Raw genomic sequence first — 23,040 nt, forward strand, 5'->3', positions numbered from 1 at the left:
GTTGGCATAGATGGCAAACGAAGAGAAGCTCCGTGAGTACCTGAAGTTCGCGACCGCCGATCTGCAGCAGGCGCGTCGACGCGTCCACGAACTTGAGGAGAAGGAGCACGAGCCGATCGCCATCGTCTCGATGAGCTGCCGCCTCCCGGGTGGTGTACGCGGTCCCGAGGACCTGTGGCAGCTGGTGGCCGGCGGCGTCGACGCCATCTCCGAGTTCCCGACCGGCCGCGGCTGGGGTGAGGACCTGTACGACCCGGACCCGGAGCGGTCCGGCAAGTCCTACGTGCGTGAGGGCGGATTCGTCTACGACGCGGAGGAGTTCGACGCCGGCCTGTTCGACATCAGCCCGCGTGAGGCGCTGGCGATGGACCCGCAGCAGCGGCTGCTGCTGGAGGCGTCCTGGGAGGCGTTCGAGCGGGCCGGGATCGACCCGTCCTCGATGCGCGGCAGCCGGACCGGTGTCTTCGCCGGTGTGATGTACCACGACTACGCCTCGCGGCTGAACGCCGTGCCCGACGGCGTGGAGGGCTACCTCGGCACCGGTAGCTCCGCCAGTGTCGCCTCGGGTCGCATCTCCTACTCGTTCGGCCTGGAGGGGCCGGCGGTGACGGTGGACACGGCGTGTTCGTCGTCGCTGGTGGCGCTGCACCTGGCGGTGCGGGCCCTGCGGCAGGGCGAGTGCACCATGGCGCTGGCCGGCGGGGTGACGGTGATGAACAGCCCCGGTCTGTTCGTGGAGTTCTCCCGCCAGCGCGGCCTGGCTCCTGACGCCCGCTGCAAGTCGTTCGCGGCTGCGGCGGACGGCACGGGCTTCTCCGAGGGTGTGGGGATGCTGCTGGTGGAGCGGCTGTCGGACGCCCGGCGCAACGGGCACCCGGTGCTGGCGGTGGTGCGGGGCAGCGCGGTGAACCAGGACGGTGCGAGCAGTGGTCTGACGGCGCCGAACGGTCCGTCGCAGCAGCGGGTGATCCGCCAGGCGCTGGCCGATGCGCGGATCGCGGCCGCCGAGGTCGACGTGGTGGAGGCGCACGGGACCGGCACGAGGCTGGGCGACCCGATCGAGGCGCAGGCGCTGCTGGCCACGTACGGCCAGGAGCGTACGGCCGGGCGGCCGTTGTGGCTGGGGTCGGTGAAGTCGAACATCGGTCACACGCAGGCGGCGGCGGGTGTCGCGGGTGTGATCAAGATGGTGATGGCGATGCGGCACGGTGTGCTGCCGCGCACCCTGCACGTGGACGAGCCGTCGCCGCAGGTGGACTGGGCGGCGGGCGCCGTGGAGCTGCTCACGGAGCCGGTCGAGTGGGTGTCGGGTGACGAGCTTCGCCGGGCGGGTGTGTCGTCGTTCGGTGTGAGCGGGACGAACGCGCACGTGATCCTGGAGCAGGCTCCGGCCGAGGAGCCTGTGGTGGCGGAGCCGACCGGGTCGGTGGTGCCGGTGCTGCCGTGGGTGGTGTCGGGTCGGTCCGAGGGCGCGGTGCGGGCGCAGGCCGAGCGGCTGGCGGCGTTCGTCGAGACTTCGACCGGACTGCGGGACGTCGATGCGGCGTTCTCCCTGGTGACCGGGCGTGCGGCGTTGGAGCACCGCGGGGTGGTGGTGGCTCGCGACCGTGCGGAGGTCGTGGCGGGACTGCGCGGGCTGGCCGCGGGTTCCCCCGTGCCCGGGACGGTCCTGGGCGAGGCCGGTGAGGGTCTGGCCGGCGACCGAACGGTGTTCGTGTTCCCGGGTCAGGGGTCGCAGTGGGTGGGGATGGCGGCGGGGTTGTTGGAGTCCTCGCCGGTGTTCGCGGGGCGGATGGCGGAGTGTGCGGCGGCGTTGGAGCCGTTTGTGGAGTGGGATTTGTTGGGTGTGTTGGGTGATGAGGGGTTGTTGTCGCGGGTGGATGTGGTGCAGCCGGTGTTGTGGGCGGTGATGGTGTCGTTGGCGGCGGTGTGGGAGTCGGTGGGTGTGGTGCCGTCGGCGGTGGTGGGGCATTCGCAGGGGGAGATCGCGGCTGCGGTGGTGGCGGGTGGGTTGTCGTTGGTGGATGGTGCGCGGGTGGTGGCGTTGCGGTCGCGGGCGATCGGTGGGCGGTTGGCGGGTCGTGGGGGGATGGTGTCGGTGGGGTTGCCGGTGTCGGTGGTGGTGGGGGAGTTGGGGTCGTGGTCGGGTCGGGTGGAGGTGGCGGCGGTGAACGGGCCGTCGTCGGTGGTGGTGGCGGGGGATGCGGGGGCGTTGGATGAGTTGGTGGGGGTGTGGGAGTCGCGGGGTGTGAGGGTGCGGCGGGTTCCGGTGGATTATGCGTCGCATACGGGGCATGTGGAGGTGTTGCGGGAGGAGTTGGCGGAGGTGTTGGGGTCGGTGGTGCCGTTGGTGCCGCGGGTGCCGTTCCTGTCGTCGGTGCATGGTGGTTGGGTGGATGTGGCGGCGGGTGATCTGGGGGCGGATTACTGGTTCCGGAACCTGCGGTGCACGGTGGAGTTCGAGCGGGCTGTGGGGGCTTTGTTGGGGGAGGGTTTCGGTGCGTTCGTGGAGGTGAGTGCGCATCCGGTGTTGACGGTGGGGGTGGAGGAGACGGCGGAGGCGTTGGGGTTCTCGTCGTCGGTGGTGGTGGGGTCGTTGCGTCGGGATGAGGGTGGTCCGGAGCGGTTGCTGGCCTCGTTCGCGCAGGCGTGGGCGGGGGGTGTGGCGGTCGACTGGTCGCGGGTGTTCGACGGCCAGGACGCGCGCCGCGTGGACCTGCCGACGTACGCGTTCCAGCGTGAGCGCTACTGGCTGGAGGAACCCGCCTCCGCGCCAGGCGGAGCCGCCGCCACCGACGAGCTGGATGCCCGTTTCTGGGCGGCGGTGGAGCGGGAGGACGTGGCGTCGTTGGCGGGGACGTTGCGGGTGGAGGGTGAGGGTGAGCAGGCGTCGTTGGAGTCGGTGTTGCCGGTGTTGTCGCGTTGGCATCGGCGGCGCCGGGACGAGGCGGCGGTGGACGGTTGGCGTTACCGGGTGACGTGGAAGCCGGTGGCGGCCGGTGCCGCGGTGCTGTCCGGCAGGTGGCTGGTGGTGGTGCCGGCGGGGCAGGGTGAGGAGCCGTGGGTGGCGTCCTGCCTGAAGGGGCTGCGCGGGCACGGCGTGGAGACCGTGCTGCTGGAGGTCGCCGCGGGGGACGCCGACCGTGGCGGGCTCGCCGCGCGGCTGCGCGCCGTCGGCGACGAGCCGGCACTGACCGGCGTGCTGTCGCTGGCAGGCCTGGCGGACGGTCCGATGCCGCGGTCGGCCGGTGTCAGCACCGGTCTCGCGGTGACCCTGGCGCTGGTCCAGGCGCTGGGGGACGCCGGGGTCGAGGCGCCGTTGTGGTGCGTGACGCGTCAGGGGCTGGCGGCGCGGCGTGCGGAGCCCGTCGACCCGGTGCAGGCGCAGGTCTGGGGTCTGGGCCGGGTGGCCGCGCTGGAGTACCCGCGGCGGTGGGGCGGTCTGGTCGACCTGCCCGGGTCGTTGGACGCGCGGGCGCTGGACGGGTTCTGCGCCGTGCTGGCCGGCACCTCGGGCGAGGACCAGGTCGCGATCCGTTCCTCCGGTGTGTTCGGCCGCCGCCTGGTCCGTGCGACGCCCGCCGGTGACGCCGATGCCGTGCGGCAGTGGCAGCCGCAGGGCACGGTACTGCTCACCGGCGGAACCGGTGGCATCGGCTCCCGGGTCGCCGAGTGGCTGGCGCGCAACGGCGCCGAACACCTGGTGCTGACCAGCCGCCGTGGCCAGGAGGCCCCGGGCGCCGCCGAGCTGGCCGATCGGCTGACGGCGCTGGGGACGCGCGTGACGGTGGCCGCCTGTGACGCGGCCGACCGGGACGCGCTCGCCGCGCTGGTCCGGCGCGTCGAGGCCGACGGCCCGCCGATCCGCTCCGTGTTCCACGCGGCGGGCGTCGGCGACCCCATCGTGCTCGACGAGCTGAGCCTGACCGCACTGGCCGAGGTCGTCTCGGCCAAGGTCTCCGGCGCCGCGCACCTCGACGAGCTGTTCGCGGACCGGGAACTGGACGCGTTCGTGCTCTTCTCCTCGGGGGCCGGCGTCTGGGGCGGCGGCAGCCAGGGCGCCTACGCCGCGGCCAACGCCCACCTGGACGCGTTGGCGGAGCAGCGCCGCAGCCGCGGCCTGACCGCCACCTCCCTCGCCTGGGGATCCTGGGCCGATGGGGGGATGGCCGGGGGCGAGGCCGGTGAGAGGCTTCGCCGCCGAGGTCTGCACGAGATGCCGTCGGCGCTCGCGATCGAGGCGATGCGGCAGGCCCTGGACCACGACGAGACGCTGCTGACCGTCGCGGACATGGACTGGGAGCGCTTCGCCCCGACCTTCACCGCCCTGCGCCCCAGCCGGCTCCTCGACGAGATCCCCGAGGTCCGGGAGGCGCTGGACGGCACCGGCCCGGCGGACGACGGCCCGTCGAGTGGCGAGTCGGAGCTCGTCCGGCGTCTGCTGGGCATGGGCGAGGCCGATCAGCAGCGGGTGCTGCTGGACCTGGTGAGGTCGCAGGCCGCGGCCGTGCTGGGCCACCGGAGTACGGAGGCGGTGGAGCCGGGCCGGGCTTTCAAGGAGCTCGGATTCGACTCGCTGACCGCCGTGGAGCTGCGCAACCGCCTGAACAAGGAGACCGGCGTCCGACTGCCCGCGACCCTGGTCTTCGACCACCCGCGGCCCAAGGTGCTCGCCGAGTTCCTGCGTGCCCAGCTGCTGGGCCTGCGGCAGGACGCGGCCGCCGTCACCCCCGCCGGTGCCGGCACGGACGACGAGGACCCCATCGCGATCGTCGCGATGAGCTGCCGCTACCCCGGGGACGTGCGGAAGCCCGAGGACCTGTGGCAGCTGGTCGCCGACGGCCGCGACGCGCTCGGTCCGTTCCCGACCGACCGTGGCTGGGGCGACGACCTGTACGACCCGGACCCGGAGAGGGAGGGCAAGTCCTACGCGCGGGACGGTGGCTTCCTGCACGACGTCGCCGGGTTCGACGCGGGGTTCTTCGGGATCTCGCCTCGTGAGGCGCTGGCGATGGACCCGCAGCAGCGCCTGCTGCTGGAGTCCTCCTGGGAGCTCCTGGAGCGGGCCGGCATCGACCCGGAGACGCTGCGCGGCAGCTCCACCGGTGTCTTCGTCGGTACCGTCAACAACGACTACGGCTCCCTCCTCGCACTCGCTCCCGAAGGGCTGGAGGGTCACCTCAGCACCGGCAACTCGGCGAGCGTGCTGTCCGGTCGGGTCTCCTACACCCTCGGTCTGGAGGGGCCGGCGGTGACGGTCGACACCGGGTGCTCCACCTCGCTGGTGGCCCTGCACCTGGCTGCGCAGGCGGTGCGTCAGCGTGACTGCTCGCTGGCCCTGGTCGGTGGTGTGACCGTGATGTCCACGCCGATGGGCTTCGTGGAGTTCAGTCGGCAGCGCGGCCTGGCCGTCGACGGTCGGTGCAAGTCCTTCGCCGCTGCGGCGGACGGCACCGGCTGGGGTGAAGGCGTCGGCATGCTGCTGGTGGAGCGGCTGTCGGACGCCCGGCGCAACGGGCACCCGGTGCTGGCTCTGGTGCGGGGCAGCGCGGTGAACCAGGACGGTGCGTCGAACGGTCTGACGGCGCCGAACGGCCCGTCCCAGCAGCGGGTGATCCGCCAGGCACTGGCCAACGCCCGTCTGACGGCCGAGCAGATCGACGCCGTGGAGGCGCACGGGACGGGCACCACGCTGGGCGACCCGATCGAGGCGCAGGCCCTGATCGCCACCTACGGTCAGGAGCGCGCGGAGGACCGGCCGCTCTGGCTCGGCTCGCTGAAGTCGAACATCGGTCACACCCAGGGCGCCGCGGGTGTGGGTGGCGTCATCAAGATGGTGATGGCGATGCGGCACGGTGTGCTGCCGCGGACGCTGCACGTGGACGAGCCGACGCCGCAGGTGGACTGGTCGGCGGGCGCCGTGGAGCTGCTCACCGAGGAGCGGACGTGGCCGGAGACGGGGAGTCCGCGTCGGGCGGGTGTGTCGTCGTTCGGTGTGAGTGGGACGAATGCGCACGTGATCCTGGAGCAGGCTCCGGTCGGGGAGCCGGTGGTGGCGGACCCGTCCGACGAGCCGGTTGGGGAGCCGGTGGGGGGCGGGTTGGGTGTGTTCTCGTCGTTGCCGGTGGTGCCGTTCGTGGTGTCGGGTCGGTCCGAGGGTGCGTTGTCGGGTCAGGCGGAGCGGTTGGCGGCGTTCGTCGGGGGTCGTCCGGAGGTGTCGTTGCTGGATGCCGGGTTCTCGTTGGCGTCGTCGCGTGCGGTGTTGGAGCACCGTGGTGTGGTGGTGGCGGGTGACCGGGCGGGGGTGTTGAGCGGTCTGGAGGCGTTGGCGGCGGGTGAGGGTGCGGCTGGTGTGGTGCGTGGTGTGACGGGTTCTGGTTCTGGTTCGGGTGTGGTGTTCGTGTTCCCGGGTCAGGGGTCGCAGTGGGTGGGGATGGCGGTGGGGTTGTTGGAGTGTTCGCCGGTGTTCGCGGGGCGGATGGCGGAGTGTGCGGCGGCGTTGGAGCCGTTTGTGGAGTGGGATTTGTTGGGTGTGTTGGGTGATGAGGGGTTGTTGTCGCGGGTGGATGTGGTGCAGCCGGTGTTGTGGGCGGTGATGGTGTCGTTGGCGGCGGTGTGGGAGTCGGTGGGTGTGGTGCCGTCGGCGGTGGTGGGGCATTCGCAGGGGGAGATCGCGGCTGCGGTGGTGGCGGGTGGGTTGTCGTTGGTGGATGGTGCGCGGGTGGTGGCGTTGCGGTCGCGGGCGATCGGTGGGCGGTTGGCGGGTCGTGGGGGGATGGTGTCGGTGGGGTTGCCGGTGTCGGTGGTGGTGGGGGAGTTGGGGTCGTGGTCGGGTCGGGTGGAGGTGGCGGCGGTGAACGGGCCGTCGTCGGTGGTGGTGGCGGGGGATGCGGGGGCGTTGGATGAGTTGGTGGGGGTGTGGGAGTCGCGGGGTGTGAGGGTGCGGCGGGTTCCGGTGGATTATGCGTCGCATACGGGGCATGTGGAGGTGTTGCGGGAGGAGTTGGCGGAGGTGTTGGGGTCGGTGGTGCCGTTGGTGCCGCGGGTGCCGTTCCTGTCGTCGGTGCATGGTGGTTGGGTGGATGTGGCGGCGGGTGATCTGGGGGCGGATTACTGGTTCCGGAACCTGCGGTGCACGGTGGAGTTCGAGCGGGCTGTGGGGGCTTTGTTGGGGGAGGGTTTCGGTGCGTTCGTGGAGGTGAGTGCGCATCCGGTGTTGACGGTGGGGGTGGAGGAGACGGCGGAGGCGTTGGGGTTCTCGTCGTCGGTGGTGGTGGGGTCGTTGCGTCGGGATGAGGGTGGTCCGGAGCGGTTGCTGGCCTCGTTCGCGCAGGCGTGGGCGGGGGGTGTGGCGGTCGACTGGTCGCGGGTGTTCGACGGCCAGGACGCGCGCCGCGTGGACCTGCCGACGTACGCGTTCCAGCACCAGCGCTACTGGCTGGACGTGCCCGCGGGCAGGGTGGGTGACGTGGTCTCCGCCGGTCTCGGTTCGGCGGACCATCCGCTGCTGGGCGCGGCGGTGGCGCTCGCGGCCGGTGACGGCTTCCTGTTCACGGGCCGGTTGTCGCTGCGCACGCATCCGTGGTTGGCGGATCACGCGGTGGCGGGGACGGTGTTGGTGCCGGGGACGGGGATGCTGGAGCTGGCCCTTCGCGCCGGCGAGCAGACCGGTTGCGAGCACGTGGAGGAGTTGACGCTGGAGGCGCCGTTGGTGGTGCCCGAGCGCGGTGGTGTCCAGATCCAGCTGGCAGTCGGCGAGTCGGACGATGCGGGACGTCGCTCCTTCACCCTGCACTCGCGGGTCCACGACGACGGCACGGACGAGGAGCTGGCCGGTGCCTGGGTGCGCCACGCGACCGGCTCCTTGACCGCTCGGCCCGCCTCCCACGCGACGACCGCCGGCGAATGGACCGTCTGGCCGCCGCGGGACGCCGTCGCTGTGGAGATCACCGATGTCTACCAGCGGCTGGCCGAGGGCGGGTTCGCCTACGGTCCGGTGTTCCAGGGCCTGCGGGCGGCGTGGCGTCGGGGCGAGGAGGTCTTCGCCGAGGTCGCCCTGCCCGCCGACGAGCAGGCCCAGGCGGCCCGCTTCGGCATCCACCCCGCCCTGCTCGACTCGGCGCTGCACGGCGCCGCCGTCGCCGTGCCCGAGGACGGGGCAGAGGAGAGCGGTGCGGTCCGGGGACAGCTTCCGTTCTCCTGGACCGGTGTGTCCTTGCACGCCGTAGGTGCCTCGCAGCTGCGGGTCCGGTTGACGCCGGCGGGCCAGGGCGCGGTCTCGGTGCGGGTGGCGGACACCAGCGGCACCCCGGTCGCCTCGGTCGACTCCCTGGTGTTCCGGCAGATCTCCGCGGAGCAGCTGGAGGCGGCGCGCACGGCGGGCCGGAACCCGCTCTACCGGCTCGACTGGAGCACGCTGCCCGTTCCCCCCGCCGCTGCGGGGGCGGACGGCTTCGCCTGGCTGGGAGCGGCACCCGCCGCGCTGGCGGGCCTGACCGGTGAACGGTACGCGGACCTGGCCGGCCTCGCCGCGGCGATCGACGCCGGGGCCGAGGTTCCCGGGACCGTCCTGCTTCCCGTGGCCGCGGAGGCCGGGGACCCGGTCAGCGGTGTCCGGGAGGGCACGGCCCGGGTGCTGGCCCTGGTGCAGGCCTGGGTCGCCGACGAGCGGTGGACCGGCTCCCGGCTGGTGCTGGTGACCCGTGGAGCGGTGGCGGTCGAGCCCGGGACGGACGTCCCGGACCTCGTCGCGGCATCGGTGTGGGGCCTGGTGCGCGCCGCGCAGTCCGAGTACCCGGACCGCATCGTCCTGGTGGACGTCGACGGCGACGACGCGTCGGGTGCCCTTGCAGGGGCGTTGACCGGTGGCGAACCCCAGTTGGCGGTGCGAGCGGGCGTGCTGTCCGTACCGCGACTCGCCCGTGCGTCCGGTCCCGCCGCCGGGGACGCCAACGGCTCCTTCGGCCCGGACGGAACGGTGCTGGTGACCGGTGCGACCGGGACCCTGGGCGCTCTGGTCGCCCGGCACCTGGTGACCCGGCACGGGGTGCGGCACCTGCTGCTGGCCAGCCGCAGCGGGGCGGACGCCCCGGGTGCGGCGGAGCTGGTCGCGGAGCTGACCGGGGCCGGGGCGAGCGTGACGGTCGCGGCATGTGACGTCGCGGACCGCGAGGCCCTCGCCGCACTCCTCGCCGGGATCCCGGCGGACGCCCCGCTCAGCGGAGTGGTCCACACCGCGGCGGTGCTGGACGACGGCGTGATCGAGTCGCTCACCCCCGAGCGCTTCGACGCGGTGCTGCGGCCCAAGGTGGACGCCTCCTGGCACCTGCACGAGCTCACCGAGCACCTGGACCTGTCCGCCTTCGTCCTCTTCTCCTCCGCCGCCGGAGCCTTCGGGTCTCCCGGCCAGGGCAACTACGCCGCCGCGAACGCCTTCGTGGACGCCCTGGCCGAGCACCGGCGGGCGAACGGCCTGCCCGCGGTCTCGCTCGCCTGGGGTTTCTGGAAGGAACTGAGCGGGCTGACCGGTCAGTTGAACGAGACCGATATCCGCCGTGCGACCCGCGGCGGCCTGCGCGGCCTGTCCACGCAGGAGGGCCTCGACCTGTTCGACGCCGCCTGCGCGACCGACGTGCCGTCGCTGGTGCCCGTCCGGCTCGACCTGGCGGCCTTCCGCTCCCAGGCGGTTGCCGCCGGCGAGGTGCCGCCGCTCCTCCGGGGCCTGGTCCGCATCCCCGCCCGCCGGGTGGCCGCGGCCGATCCCGTCGCCGCGGCGGAGGCACTGGCCCAGCGGCTGGCCGCGACGCCGGAGGCCGAACGCCTGCGCGTCGTGCTGGAGCTGGTCCGCTCCCAGGTGGCCGCCGTGCTCGGCTACGGCTCGGCCGAGATGGTCGAGGAGGGCCGCGCCTTCAAGGAGCTCGGCTTCGACTCGCTGCTCGCCGTCGAACTGCGCAACCGCCTGAACGCGGCGACGGCGCTGCGTCTGCCGCCGACCCTGGTGTTCGACTACCCGACGCCGGTCGTGCTGGCCCGGTTCCTCCTGACCGAGGTGCGGCAGGAAGGCGGGGCACGCGGCGACGTGCCGATCTCCTCCGAGCTGGACAAGCTCGACGCCGAGATATCGGCGATGACTCTCGACGACAACGCACGAACCAGCATCAAGGCCCGCCTGGAGGTCCTCCTGGCGAAGCTGAGCGACTCACGGGGTGGGACCGATGGCGAAGACATGGCAGACCGACTCGAATCGGCGACGGACGACGAGCTCTTCAGCCTGATCGACAGTGATTTCGATCTTTCCTGAGGCGAGCTCCTCAAAGTTGACGGACCGACAAGACCGCACTCCGGTAGAGGGTTGGCTGTAATGACGAACGAAGACAAGCTCCGCGACTACCTCAAGCGAGTGATGTCCGACCTGCACCAGGCACGGCAGCGTCTGCGTGAGGTGCAGTCGAATCTCCAGGACGTCGAGTCCCAGTCGCGCGAGCCGATCGCGATCGTGGGGATGGCCTGCCGGTACCCCGGTGGGGTGCGGTCCGTGGAGGACCTGTGGGAGCTGGTCTCGGCGGGCCGCGACGCGGTGTCGGAACTGCCCGAGGACCGCGGCTGGGACGAGGACCTGTACGACCCGGACCCGGAGCGCCACGGCAAGTCCTACGCCAACGAGGGCGGCTTCGTGTACGACGTCGCCGGGTTCGACCCGGCGTTCTTCGGGATCTCGCCGCGTGAGGCGCTGGCGATGGACCCGCAGCAGCGCCTGCTGCTGGAGGCCTCCTGGGAGGCGGTCGAGCGGGCCGGGATCGACCCGACCACCCTGCACGGCAGCCGGACCGGCGTGTTCGCCGGGATGATGTACCAGGGCTACGCGACGAACCTGTCCTCCGTCCCGGAGGACCTGGAAGGCTACCTCGGCAACGGCGGTGCGAGCAGCACCGCTTCCGGCCGGATCTCCTACACCCTCGGTCTGGAGGGGCCGGCGGTGACGGTGGACACGGCGTGTTCGTCGTCGCTGGTGGCGCTGCACCTGGCCGCGCAGGCGCTGCGGCAGGGCGAGTGCTCGCTCGCCCTGGTCGGTGGTGTGACCGTGATGAACACCCCCGCCCTGTTCGTGGAGTTCAGCCGGCAGCGCGGCATGGCCCCGGACGGTCGGTGCAAGTCGTTCGCCGCTGCGGCGGACGGCACCGGCTGGGGCGAGGGTGTGGGTGTGCTGCTGGTGGAGCGGCTGTCGGACGCGCGTCGCAACGGGCATCCGGTGCTGGCGGTGGTGCGGGGCAGCGCGGTGAACCAGGACGGCGCGTCGAACGGCCTCACCGCGCCGAACGGCCCGTCCCAGCAGCGGGTGATCCGCCAGGCGCTGGCCAACGCCCGTCTGACGGCCGAGCAGATCGACGCCGTGGAGGCGCACGGGACGGGTACCACGCTGGGTGACCCGATCGAGGCGCAGGCCCTGATCGCCACCTACGGTCAGGAGCGCGCGGAGGACCGGCCGCTCTGGCTGGGTTCGCTGAAGTCGAACATCGGTCACACCCAGGCGGCGGCGGGTGTCGCGGGTGTGATCAAGATGGTGATGGCGATGCGGCACGGTGTGCTGCCGCGGACGCTGCACGTGGACGAGCCGACGCCGCAGGTGGACTGGTCGGCGGGCGCCGTGGAGCTGCTCACCGAGGAGCGGACGTGGCCGGAGACGGGTCAGCCGCGCAGGGCGGGTGTGTCCTCGTTCGGGGCCAGTGGGACGAATGCGCACGTGATCCTGGAGCAGGCTCCGGTGGAGGAGGCCGTGGCGGAGCCGGCCGGGGAGCCGGTGGTGGCGGACCCGGCCGACGAGCCGACCGGGGTTGATGGTGCCGGCGGGGGCGGGTTGGGTGTGTTCTCGTCGTTGCCGGTGGTGCCGTTCGTGGTGTCGGGTCGGTCCGAGGGTGCGTTGTCGGGTCAGGCGGAGCGGTTGGCGGCGTTCGTCGGGGGTTCGGCTGATCTGCGTGATGTCGATGTGGCTTCGTCGTTGGTGAGTGGTCGTGCGGTGTTGGAGCACCGTGGTGTGGTGGTGGCGGGTGATCGGGCGGGGGTGTTGAGCGGTCTGGAGGCGTTGGCGGCCGGTGAGGGCGTCCGTGGTGTGGCGGGTTCTGGTTCGGGTGTGGTGTTCGTGTTCCCGGGTCAGGGGTCGCAGTGGGTGGGGATGGCGGTGGGGTTGTTGGAGTGTTCGCCGGTGTTCGCGGGGCGGATGGCGGAGTGTGCGGTGGCGTTGGAGCCGTTTGTGGAGTGGGATTTGTTGGGTGTGTTGGGTGATGAGGGGTTGTTGTCGCGGGTGGATGTGGTGCAGCCGGTGTTGTGGGCGGTGATGGTGTCGTTGGCGGCGGTGTGGGAGTCGGTGGGTGTGGTGCCGTCGGCGGTGGTGGGGCATTCGCAGGGGGAGATCGCGGCTGCGGTGGTGGCGGGTGGGTTGTCGTTGGTGGATGGTGCGCGGGTGGTGGCGTTGCGGTCGCGGGCGATCGGTGGGCGGTTGGCGGGTCGTGGGGGGATGGTGTCGGTGGGGTTGCCGGTGTCGGTGGTGGTGGGGGAGTTGGGGTCGTGGTCGGGTCGGGTGGAGGTGGCGGCGGTGAACGGGCCGTCGTCGGTGGTGGTGGCGGGGGATGCGGGGGCGTTGGATGAGTTGGTGGGGGTGTGGGAGTCGCGGGGTGTGAGGGTGCGGCGGGTTCCGGTGGATTATGCGTCGCATACGGGGCATGTGGAGGTGTTGCGGGAGGAGTTGGCGGGGGTGTTGGGGGCGGTGGTGCCGTTGGTGCCGCGGGTTCCGTTCCTGTCGTCGGTGCATGGTGGTTGGGTGGATGTGGCGGCGGGTGATCTGGGGGCGGATTACTGGTTCCGGAATCTGCGGTGCACGGTGGAGTTCGAGAAGGCGGTGGAGTCCCTGCTGCGGCAGGGCCAGCGGGTGTTCGTCGAGGTGAGTGCGCATCCGGTGTTGACGGTGGGGGTGGAGGAGACGGCGGAGGCCCTTGAGGCCGCCGGTGCTGGTGTCGATGCCGCCCGGGTGCTGGTGGTGGGGTCGTTGCGGCGGGATGAGGGTGGTCCGGAGCGGTTGCTGACCTCGTTCGCGCAGGCGTGGGCGGGGGGTGTGTCCGTCGACTGGTCGCGGGTGTTCGACGGCCAGGACGCGCGCCGCGTGGACCTGCCGACGTACGCGTTCCAGCATGAGCGGTACTGGCTGGACGCGCCCGCGGGCGCGGTGGGTGATGTGGTCTCCGCCGGTCTCGGTTCGGCGGACCACCCGCTGCTGGGTGCTGCGGTGGCGCTCGCGGCCGGTGACGGTTTCCTGTTCACGGGCCGGTTGTCGCTGCGCACGCATCCGTGGTTGGCGGATCATGCGGTGGCGGGGACGGTGTTGGTGCCGGGGACGGGGATGCTGGAGCTGGCTCTTCGCGCGGGTGAGCGGGCCGGTTGCGAGCATGTGGAGGAGTTGACGCTGGAGGCGCCGTTGGTGGTGCCCGAGCGTGGTGGTGTCCAGATCCAGCTGGCAGTCGGCGAGTTGGACGATGCAGGACGTCGCTCCTTCACCCTGCACTCGCGGGTCGATGACGAGGCCGAGGGTGTGGAGGGGGAGTGGGTCCGGCATGCGGTGGGTGTGCTGACGGCTGGGCCGGGCGCGGTCGCCGCTGACGATCTGGCGGTGTGGCCGCCGCGGGATGCCGTCGCTGTGGATGTGTCCGAGGTCTATGAGCGGTTCGCCGAGGACGGCTTCGAGTACGGTCCGGTGTTCGCGGGTCTGAGGGCGGCGTGGCGTCGGGGCGAGGAGGTCTTCGCGGAGGTCGCACTCCCCGTCGAGGAGCAGGCCCAGGCAGCCCGTTTCGGTATTCACCCCGCCCTGCTCGATGCGGCGCTGCACGCGGTGGCGCTGGGTGATGAGGCGGAGGGTGGCCGGGTTCGGTTGCCGTTCTCCTGGTCGGGTGTTTCGTTGCACGCGGTCGGTGCGAGGGAGTTGCGGGTTCGCCTCACGCCGGTGGGTGAGGGGGCGGTTTCGCTGTTCGTGGCGGACGCCGCCGGTGTGGTGGTCGCGGCGGTGGAGTCCTTGGTGCTGCGGCCGGTGACGGCGGAGCAGGTGCGGGCTGCGCGTGGTGCGGTCCTGGGGCAGGACTCGCTGTTCCGGGTGGACTGGACCGCGCTTTCGGTGCCTGCCGACGTGGCCGGGGTGGCGGGTGCGGCCTGGCTGGGTGAGCGGCCTGCCGCTCTGGTGGGGCTTGCTGGTGACGGGTTCGTGGATCTGGCTGCTCTTGGTGCGGCGGTCGATGCGGGGCTGAAGGTTCCGGGGACGGTTGTGCTCGGGGTGTCCGGTGGGGCCGGGGATCCGGTGGTGGGTGTCCGGGAGGTTGCGGCGGGTGTTCTGGGGGTGCTGCAGGGTTGGACGGCGGATGAGCGGTGGGCGGGTTCGCGTCTGGTGGTGGTGACGCGGGGTGCGGTGGCCGTGGAGTCCGGCGCCGACGTCACCGATCTGGCAGCGGCGTCGGTGTGGGGTCTGGTGCGTTCGGCGCAGTCGGAGCATCCGGGTCGGATCGTGCTGGTGGACGTCGACGGTGATGTGTCCGGTGTCCTGCCGGGGCTGCTGGCCTGTGACGAGCCGCAGGTGGCGGTGCGTGGTGGTGTGGCGTTCGTGCCGCGGCTGGTTCGGGCTGCGGGTGCGGGTGCGGGTGCGGGGTCGGTGGAGGGTGGTGCGAAGGCGGCGTTCGGCGCTGCGGGCACGGTGCTGGTGACGGGTGCGACCGGCACGCTGGGTGCTCTGGTGGCGCGGCACCTGGTGGCCGGGCACGGGGTGCGGCGTCTGGTGCTGGCCAGCCGCAGCGGTGCGGATGCCCCGGGTGCGGCGGAGCTGGTCGCGGAGCTGACCGGGGCCGGTGCGAGCGTGACGGTGGAGGCCTGTGACGTGGCCGACCGGGACGCGCTGGCCGCGCTCCTGGCGCGGATCCCGGCGCAGGCACCGTTGACGGGGATCGTGCACGCGGCGGGTGTCCTGGACGACGGCGTGATCGAGTCGCTCACCCCCGAGCGCTTCGACACGGTCCTGCGTCCGAAGCTGGATGCGGCCTGGCACCTGCACGAACTCACCGAACACCTCGACCTCTCCGCCTTCGTCCTCTTCTCCTCCGCCGCCGGAACCTTCGGCGCGGCCGGCCAGGGCAACTACGCCACCGCCAACGCGTTCCTCGACGCGCTCGCCCAGCACCGCCGGGCGAAGGGCCTGTCCGCGGTCTCCCTCGCCTGGGGCTTCTGGGCCGAGCTGAGCGGCCTGACCGGACAGCTCAACGAGACCGACCTGCGCCGCATGAACCGCGGCGGCCTGCGCGGTCTGACCGCTCAGGAGGGGCTGGACCTGTTCGACGCCGCCTGTGCGACGGACGCGCCGACCTTCGTGCCTGCGCGACTGGATGTGACGGCCTTCCGGTCCCGGACGGCAGCGGCCGGAGAAGTGCCGGCCCTGTTGCGAGCCCTCGTCCGAACCGCTTCGCGCCGGACGGCGTCCGCCGGGATCGCCGCAGCGGGCGGTGAGCTCGCCCGGCGGTTGGCTCCGATGCCGGAGGCCGAGCGTGTGCGCGTTCTGCTGGAGCTGGTGCGCACCCAGGTGGCCGCGGTGCTCGGACACACCTCTACGGCCACCGTCGAGGACGGTCGGGCCTTCCGGGACCTCGGCTTCGACTCGCTGACCGCCGTCGAACTGCGCAACCGCCTGAACACGGCGACAGGCCTGCGACTGCCGGCCAGCCTGGTCTTCGACTACCCCACTCCTGCTGTGCTGGCCGACCACCTCTGGGCACAGCTCAGCGGCTACCGGAGCGATGACGCCTCGTCGGCCCCCGTGCCGGTGGTCGACGACGAGCCGATCGCGATCGTCGGCATGAGCTGCCGCTTCGCGGGCGGTGTGGAGTCGCCCGAGGACCTGTGGCGCTTGGTCACCGAGGGCCGTGACAGCGTCAGCGGCTTCCCCACGGGGCGTGGCTGGGACCTCGACGGGCTCTACGACCCGGACCCGAGCGTGCCGGGCAAGTCCTACACCCGCGAGGGATCGTTCCTGCACGACGCGGAGACCTTCGACCCCGCCCTCTTCGGGATCTCGCCGCGTGAGGCGCTGGCGATGGACCCGCAGCAGCGGCTGCTGCTGGAGGCGTCCTGGGAGTCGTTCGAGCGGGCGGGCATCGACCCGCTGTCGCTGAGGGGCAGCCGGACCGGTGTCTTCGCCGGTGTGATGTACCAGGGCTACGGCACGGGCGTGCCGGTGCTGCCGGAGGGCGTCGAGGGCTACCTCGGCACAGGCAGTTCGGGCAGTGTCGCCTCGGGCCGCATCTCGTACACGCTGGGTCTGGAGGGGCCGGCGGTGACGGTGGACACGGCGTGTTCGTCGTCGCTGGTGGCGCTGCACCTGGCCGCGCAGGCGCTGCGGCAGGGCGAGTGCGACCTGGCCCTGGCCAGCGGTGTCACCGTGATGGCGAACCCGGCACTCTTCGTCGAGTTCAGCCGTCAGCGTGGTCTGGCGGCGGACGGCCGGGTGAAGGCCTTCGCGGCCGAAGCCGACGGCACCGCGTGGGGTGAGGGCGTGGGGATGCTGCTGGTGGAGCGGCTGTCGGACGCCCGGCGCAACGGGCATCCGGTGCTGGCGGTGGTGCGCGGTAGCGCGGTGAACCAGGACGGTGCGTCGAACGGTCTGACGGCGCCGAACGGTCCGTCCCAGCAGCGGGTGATCCGCCAGGCGCTGGCCAATGCCCGTCTGACGGTCGACCAGGTCGACGCCGTGGAGGCGCACGGGACCGGTACCCGGCTGGGTGACCCGATCGAGGCACAGGCGATCATCGCCACCTACGGCCAGGACCGTCCGGTCGAGCGGCCGCTGTGGCTGGGTTCGGTGAAGTCGAACATCGGTCACACGCAGGCGGCGGCGGGTGTCGCGGGTGTGATCAAGATGGTGCTGGCGATGCGGCACGGAGTGCTGCCGGCGACGCTGAACGTCGACGAGCCGACGCCGCAGGTGGACTGGTCGGCCGGCGCGGTGGAACTGCTGACCGAGGCACGGCCCTGGCCGGAGACCGGGCGGCCCCGCCGTGCAGCCGTCTCCGCCTTCGGTATCGGTGGGACGAACGCGCACACGATTCTGGAGCAGGCTCCGGCGGAGGAGCCTGTCGCGGAGGTCGTCGAGCCGTCGTCGTTGCCGGTGGTGCCGTGGGTCTTCTCGGGGAAGACCGAGGGCGCTCTGCGGGCACAGGCTGAGCGGCTGGTGTCGTTCGTCGGCGAGCGTGATGGCCTGCGTGATGTCGATGTGGCTTCGTCGTTGGTGAGTGGTCGTGCGGTGTTGGAGCACCGTGGTGTGGTGGTGGCGCGTGATCGGGCGGAGGCGTTGAGTGGTCTGGAGGCGCTGGCGGCCGGTGGCGGTCTCGCGGGTGTCGCGGCTGCTGGTCGGGTGGCGGTGTTGTTCTCGGGCCAGGGAGCGCAGCGTGCGGGGATGGGCCGCGGGTTGTACGGGGTGTACCCGGTGTTCGCGGCTGCGTTGGACGAGGTGTGCGGTGAGCTGGACGTGTGTCTGGCGGATGAGTTGGCGGCTGCGGGTGTGTCGGGTGGTGTGCGTGAGGTGATGTTCGCGGAGGGTGGTGTGGACGGTTCCGGTTTGTTGGATCGGACGGTGTTCACGCAGGCGGGGTTGTTCGCGTTCGAGGTGGCGTTGTTCCGTTTGTTGGAGAGTTGGGGTGTGGTTGCGGGGTTTGTGGCGGGTCATTCGGTGGGTGAGGTTGTTGCGGCGTTCGTGGCGGGGGTGTTCTCGTTGCGGGATGCGTGTGTGGTGGTTGCGGCGCGTGGTCGGTTGATGCAGGCGTTGCCGGCGGGTGGGGCGATGGTGTCGGTGCGTGCGGAGCTTGCGCGGGTGGAGGAGGTGCTCGCCGGGTTCGGGGGGCGGGTTGGTGTTGCGGCGGTGAACGGTCCGCGGTCGGTGGTGGTCTCGGGTGAGGCCGACGCGGTGGCGGAGGTGTCTGCGGTGCTGGCGACGGAGGGTTGCAAGACGCGTGAGTTGAATGTGAGCCATGCGTTCCATTCGCCGTTGATGGATCCGATGTTGGAGGAGTTCGGTCGGGTTCTGGAGGGTGTGGAGTACGGGACGCCGCGGATTCCCGTGGTCTCGAACGTGACGGGTGAGTTGGCGTCGGACGTGCTGTGTGAGCCCGCGTACTGGGTGCGGCATGTGCGGGAGGCGGTGCTGTTCCACGAGGGTGTGCGGTCGCTGCATGCGGCGGGGGCGCGGGCGTTCGTGGAGGTGGGTCCGGACGGTGTGCTGACGGCGATGGCGGCCGACACCCTGGACGGCGAGGACGTCGCCTGTGTGGCTGTTCAGCGTCGTGACCGTCCGGAGCCGTTGGCGCTGCTGCAGGGCGTCGCGGAGGCGTTCGTGAACGGCGTGGCCGTGGACTGGTCGCGGCTGTTCGACGGCCAGGGCGCGCGCCGGGTGGACCTGCCGACGTATGCGTTCCAGCGCCGGCGCTACTGGCTGGACGCGCCCGCGGGCACGGTGGGCGATGTGGCCTCCGCCGGTCTCGGTTCGGCGGACCACCCGTTGCTGGGTGCTGCGGTGGCGCTCGCGGCCGGTGACGGCTTCCTGTTCACGGGGCGGTTGTCGCTGCGGACGCATCCGTGGTTGGCGGATCACGCGGTGGCGGGCACGGTGTTGGTGCCGGGGACCGGCATGCTGGAGCTGGCCCTTCGCGCCGGCGAGCAGACCGGTTGCGAGCACGTGGAGGAGCTGACGCTGGAGGCGCCGTTGGTGCTGCCCGAGCGTGGTGGTGTCCAGATCCAGCTGGCCGTGGGCGAGTTGGACGAGACGGGTCGTCGTTCGCTGACCCTGCACTCGCGGATCCAGGGCGACGCCGAGGAGTCGCCGCAGGGCGAGTGGGTCCGGCACGCCACCGGTGTCTTGACCGGTGGCGCCCTCGCGGGTGACACCGCGTCGGCCGTCGACTGGTCGGTGTGGCCGCCGCAGGGCGCCGAGGCCGTGGACGTGTCGGACCTCTACGGGCGGTTCGCCGAGCGCGGGTTCGCCTATGGTCCGGTGTTCGCGGGTCTGAGGGCGGCGTGGCGCCGGGGCGAGGAGGTCTTCGCCGAGGTCGCCCTGCCGGTCGAGGAGCAGGCCCAGGCGGCCCGCTTCGACATCCACCCCGCCCTGCTCGACGCCGCAATTCAAGGTGTGGGTCTCGGGACCTTCACCAGCGGCGAGGCCAAGGGCTGGCTGCCGTTCGCGTGGTCGGGTGTGTCGCTGCACGCGGTGGGTGCCACGGAGCTGCGCGTGCGGCTGGCACCGGCCGGTACCGATGCGGTTTCGGTCGAGGTGGCCGACGCCACCGGAACCCCGGTGGCGGTGGCGGAGTCGCTGCTGCTGCGCCCGGTGACGCCGGGACAGATCAACGCCGCGCGCGGCGCCGGGCAGGAGTCGATGTTCCGCATCGACTGGACCGGGCTGACCGCCCCCACGACGGAGGCCGAGCCGACCGGGGACCGCTGGGCCTGGCTGGGCGAGCTGCCCACCGGAACGGCGGGTGTGGCGTTCGACTGGTTCGCGGATCTGGCGGCGTTGGGTGCGGCGGTGGACGGCGGGGCCGATGTCCCGCGGACCGTGGTGTTCCCGGTGGCCGGTGGTTCCGCGGGGCCGCTCGCGGATGTGCGTGGGACTGCGGCGCGGGTGCTGGAGGCGGTGCAGGCCTGGGTCTCCGACGAGCGCTGGTCGGCCTCGCGTCTGGTCCTGCTGACCAGTGGCGCGGTCGCGCCCGCGGTCGGATCGGAGGTGGAGGACATGGCCGGCACGGCGATCTGGGGGCTGGTGCGCTCCGCCCAGTCCGAGCACCCGGACCGGTTCGTCCTCGTCGACGTGGACGGCGATGACGCGTTCGACGTGCTGGCGTGGGCGTTGGAGGCGGGTGAGCCGCAGCTGGCGGTGCGGGATGGTGTGGCGTTCGTGCCGCGTCTGGCGCGGGCCGTCGGTCCGGGTGCGGGGCTGGTTGCGCCGTCCGGGGTGGCCTGGCGTGCGGCGAAGGGGGCCGGTGAGACGCTGGAGGATCTCTCCCTGGAGCCGTGTGACGCGGCCGAGGTGGCGTTGGCGCCGAACGAGGTGCGGATCTCGGTGCGTGCCGCGGGTGTCAACTTCCGTGACGTGCTGAACGCGTTGGGTATGTACCCGGGCAACGCGGGCCTGCTCGGCAACGAGGGCGCGGGAATCGTGCTGGAGGTCGGCTCGGAGGTCACCGGTGTGGCCCCGGGTGACCGGGTCATGGGTGTCATGGGTGGAGCGTTCGGTCCGGTGGCGGTGACGGATCACCGTTTCGTGGCGCGGGTTCCGGAGGGGTGGTCGTTCGCGGAGGCGGCGTCGGTGCCGTTGGTGTTCCTGACGGCGTACTACGCGTTGGTGGATCTGGGTGGTGTGCGGGCGGGTGAGTCGGTGCTGGTGCACGCGGCCGCGGGTGGTGTGGGTATGGCGGCGGTGCAGTTGGCACGTCATCTGGGTGCGCGGGTGCTGGGGACGGCGAGTGCGGGCAAGTGGGATGTGCTGCGCGGGCTGGGTCTGGAGGAGGAGGAGATCGCCTCCTCGCGGACGTTGGAGTTCCGTGAGGCGTTCACGGCGGCGACCGGGGGTCGTGGCGTGGACGTGGTGCTGAACGCGCTGGCGTACGAGTTCGTCGATGCGTCGTTGGACCTGTTGCCGCGTGGTGGGCGGTTCCTGGAGATGGGCAAGACCGATGTCCGGGATGCGGCGGGTGTGGCGGCGGGGCGGGCGGGTGTGGAGTACCGGGCGTTCGATCTGATCGAGGCGGGTCCGGACCGGATCGCGGAGATGCTCGCGGAGTTGCTGTCGCTGTTCGGTGCGGGGGTGCTGCGGCCGTTGCCGGTGAGGACGTGGGACGTGCACCGGATCCAGGACGCGTTCCGGTACGTCAGTCAGGCGCGTCATGTCGGCAAGGTCGTGCTGACGGTGCCGCGCGGTGTCGATCCCGAGGGCACGGTGCTGGTGACGGGTGCGTCGGGCACGCTGGGTGCTCTGGTGGCGCGGCATCTGGTGGTGGGGCACGGGGTGCGGCGTCTGGTGCTGGCGAGTCGGCGTGGTGCGGATGCCCCGGGTGCGGCGGAGTTGGTCGCGGAGCTGACCGGGGCCGGTGCGAGTGTGACGGTGGAGGCCTGTGACGTGGCCGACCGGGAGGCGCTGGCCGCGCTCCTGGCGCGGATCCCGGCGCAGGCACCGCTGACGGGGGTCGTGCACACGGCGGGTGTGCTGGACGACGGGGTGATCGAGTCGCTCACCCCGGAGCGCTTCGACACGGTCCTGCGTCCGAAGCTGGATGCGGCCTGGCACCTGCACGAACTCACCGAACACCTCGACCTGTCGACGTTCGTGTTGTTCTCCTCCGCCGCCGGAACCTTCGGCGCGGCCGGCCAGGGCAACTACGCCACGGCCAACGCGTTCCTGGACGGGCTGGCGCAGCACCGTCGGGCGAAGGGCCTGCCCGCGGTGTCCCTGGCGTGGGGTCTGTGGGCGGAGGCCTCCGGGATGACCGGGGCCCTGGGCGACGGCAACCTCCAGCGGGTCAACCGCTCCGGCGTGGAGGGGCTCTCGACCGCGGAGGCGCTCGAACTCCTCGACACCGCACAGACGATGAACGACGCCGTGCTCTACCCGGTGCGGCTCAACCTGCCCGCCACGGCGAAGGTGGAGAGCAGTGCCGTCCCGGCCCTGCTGCGCGGACTGGTGCGGATCACGGGACGCAGGCTCGCGCAGGCCGGCGGTGCCCCCGCCGACGGCGCGTCACTGCGCCGGCGGATGCACGGGTTGACCGAGATCCAGCAGGACGGTGTGCTCCTCGAACTCGTTCGGGAGCACGCCGCCACGGTCCTCGGTCACGCCTCCGCCGAGACGCTTCCGGAAGGGGCGGGCTTCCCCGAGCTCGGACTCGACTCGTTGACGGCGGTCGAGCTGCGCAACCGCCTGAACGCGGCGACCGGCCTGCGACTGCCGGCGACGGTGATCTTCGACTACCCGGCGCCCGCCGCCCTGGCCGCGAACCTGCGGGAGGAACTGGCCGAGGCCGCTGCGAGCGGGGCCGCCGGTCCGGAGCGCGACGGGCACGGGGGTGCGGCGCAGTCCCCGGGGACAGGCTCCTCCGACGGCCACACCATCGAATCCCTCTACCGGCAGGCGTGCGCCGACGGGAAGTACCAGGAGGGCGTGGAGTTCCTGATGAGCGCGTCGAGGTTGCGCCCCGCCTTCGAGCGGTCGGCGGACATGGAGAAGGCGCCCAACCCCGTTCGGCTCGCACGCGGTCCGAAGGAGCCCAGGCTCATCTGCTTCACGGCCCCCGTCGCGGTGTCCGGAGCCCAGCAGTACGCGCGCTTCGCGTCGAACTTCCGGGACGTCCAGGACGTGTACGTCGTGCCGACTCCCGGCTTCGGCCGGGGAGAACGGGTACCCGCTTTCGCGGAAGCGACGATCAGGGTGCAGGCGGAAATTGTGAAGGAATGCGCCGGAGGGGAACCTTTCGTCCTTCTCGGGCATTCCAGTGGGGGATGGTTGGCGCACGCCGCGGCCACCTACCTGGAGAGTGCCGGCATTCGGTCGGAGGGTGTCGTGCTACTGGACACCTATGCACCCGGAAGCAAGATCGTCGATAGGTACCATTCGACGTTCATGAACGGTATGCTGCAACGGGAGCAGGCGGTCGGGCGGATCGACGAAGTCCGTTTGACTGCGATGGGGGCGTATTTTCGGGTCTTCTCCGAGTGGACACCGCGTGAAACCGCGATCCCCACCCTGTTCCTCAGGGCCTCGGAGTCCCTGGCCGCGGCAAGTGAAGACGCAGTGCGCGATGAACCCGCAACTCCGGCGGCCGACTGGCGACCCATCTGGGAGCTCGATCACGTGGCCGTCGACGTTGCGGGAAATCACTGGTCGATGATGGAGGAGCACGCCTCCTCTGCCGCGGAGGCTGTTCGCGACTGGCTTTCCGGACTGGCCTGACCAGTCCTCTCCGAAATGCATGCGGGGGGAAT

At 71.9% G+C, this 23,040-nt stretch carries 2 protein-coding genes; both read left to right on the forward strand.

From position 1 onward, the window contains the following. Positions 1-10 precede the first annotated feature (10 nt). Positions 11-10,300, forward strand: a complete 10,290-nt coding sequence (locus OG550_RS28025; RefSeq protein ID WP_327682125.1) for a type I polyketide synthase — start codon at positions 11-13, stop codon at positions 10,298-10,300. Between the two features lie 60 nt (positions 10,301-10,360). Then, entirely contained in the window at positions 10,361-23,008 is a 12,648-nt protein-coding gene (locus tag OG550_RS28030) for an SDR family NAD(P)-dependent oxidoreductase (RefSeq protein ID WP_327682127.1), read from the forward strand. The last annotated feature ends 32 nt before the right edge of the window (positions 23,009-23,040 follow it).

The organism is Kitasatospora sp. NBC_00458, assembly GCF_036013975.1.
Classification (GTDB): Bacteria; Actinomycetota; Actinomycetes; order Streptomycetales; family Streptomycetaceae; genus Kitasatospora.

Bases quoted from the DNA above. Each gene is read 5' to 3' on its own strand.
- OG550_RS28025 (WP_327682125.1), top strand. From the start codon at position 11: ATGGCAAACGAAGAGAAGCTCCGTGAGTACCTGAAGTTCGCGACCGCC.
- OG550_RS28030 (WP_327682127.1), top strand. From the start codon at position 10,361: ATGACGAACGAAGACAAGCTCCGCGACTACCTCAAGCGAGTGATGTCC.